Source organism: Aliamphritea spongicola, from assembly GCF_017051665.1.
GTDB lineage: Bacteria > Pseudomonadota > Gammaproteobacteria > Pseudomonadales > Balneatricaceae > Amphritea > Amphritea spongicola.
Genome location: NZ_JAFIDL010000020.1, coordinates 1 through 1,297, shown reverse-complemented (window position 1 = coordinate 1,297; position 1,297 = coordinate 1). Strand labels below are relative to the sequence as shown.

The following is a 1,297-nucleotide window of genomic DNA, read 5'->3' as shown; positions in this document are numbered from 1 at the left end:
TGACCCGTCCTGAATAAGGTTGACACTTTCTAACCTTAAATTTGGAAAGTGTTATGACAACAATCACTAAGCGTACTCAGCGAGATTATTCTCTTGCCTTTAAATTAGCTGTGGTGGATCAGGTTGAAAAAGGCGAAATGACATACCGACAAGCTCAGAGCCGTTATGGTATTCAGGGGCGTTCTACGGTTTTAGTTTGGCTTCGTAAGCACGGCAAGCTAGATTGGAACTTGGGCACATTACCTTTTAAACCAACGAAAGGGGCTTCTATGTCCGAGACTCAAACACCCGAGCAGCGAATCAAAGAACTTGAACAACAACTTGCCGAAACTCAGCAAAAAGCTGAATTTTTCGAAGCCGTGGTTGATGTGCTGAAGAAAGACTACGGAGTGCGTGTCACAAAAAAGCTGCCCGCAAAGTCATCCAAACGAAAACGGTAACCCGGCTTTCTGTTACTCGTGCCTGTCAATATCTAAGCATTAGTCGGCAGGCTTACTACAAGCAGTGCCGCTATGAGGCTCAACAGGAACTGTTCGAGTTACAAGTTCTCGGCTTTGTTAAACAGGAACGGCTGCAACAGCCGCGCATTGGTGTACGTAAACTTCAGAAACTGATGCAACGGACAGGCTTATCTCCCGGACGGGATAAGCTGTTTAACTTGCTGAGAAAACATCGCTTACTGGTACCGACTAAACGGGCGTACCATAAAACTACGCACAGTCGTCACCGGTTCTACCGTCACCCTAACTTATTGAAGTCTGGTGATTATCAGGTCACGGCCGTTCGGGCAGAACAGGTATGGGTTGCCGACATTACTTACTTGCCAGTTCGAACAGGAGAAGCGTATCTGAGCTTGGTAACAGATGCGTATTCACGAAAGATTGTGGGATACCATGTGCACGATAATCTGAAAACAGCGTCAGTATCGCAAGCCTTCAAAAAGGCTCTGAAGGGACGTCACGTGAAGGAAGGGTTGGTACACCATTCAGATCGTGGTATTCAATATTGTTCAGCGGAATATCAGCAAATCCATCAGAAACATAATGTACGCTGTTCGATGACAGATGGTTACGACTGTTATCAAAATGCTTTGGCGGAGCGGGTTAACGGCATTCTTAAAAATGAGTATCTGATCCGCAAACCGGATGATATAGAGCAGGCGAAGATAATGGTTGATGAGTCGGTCAGGATGTATAACCAGCGGCGCCCTCACTTGTCACTGGAATATAAAACGCCCGATGAGGTGCATCGGGCGTTTGTATGAAATAAGTGTCAACCTATATCAGGACTAGACACT

At 46.0% G+C, this 1,297-nt stretch carries 1 protein-coding gene; it reads left to right on the top strand.

The features are described 5' to 3' along the window. Positions 1 to 53: 53 nt before the first annotated feature. Positions 54 to 1,264, top strand: a protein-coding gene (locus JYB63_RS22535; RefSeq protein ID WP_205660181.1) for an IS3 family transposase whose coding sequence is annotated in 2 segments (ribosomal slippage) — positions 54 to 399 and positions 399 to 1,264 — 1,212 coding nt in all. Because the reading frame shifts where the segments join, the coding sequence is not laid out codon by codon here. The last annotated feature ends 33 nt before the right edge of the window (positions 1,265 to 1,297 follow it).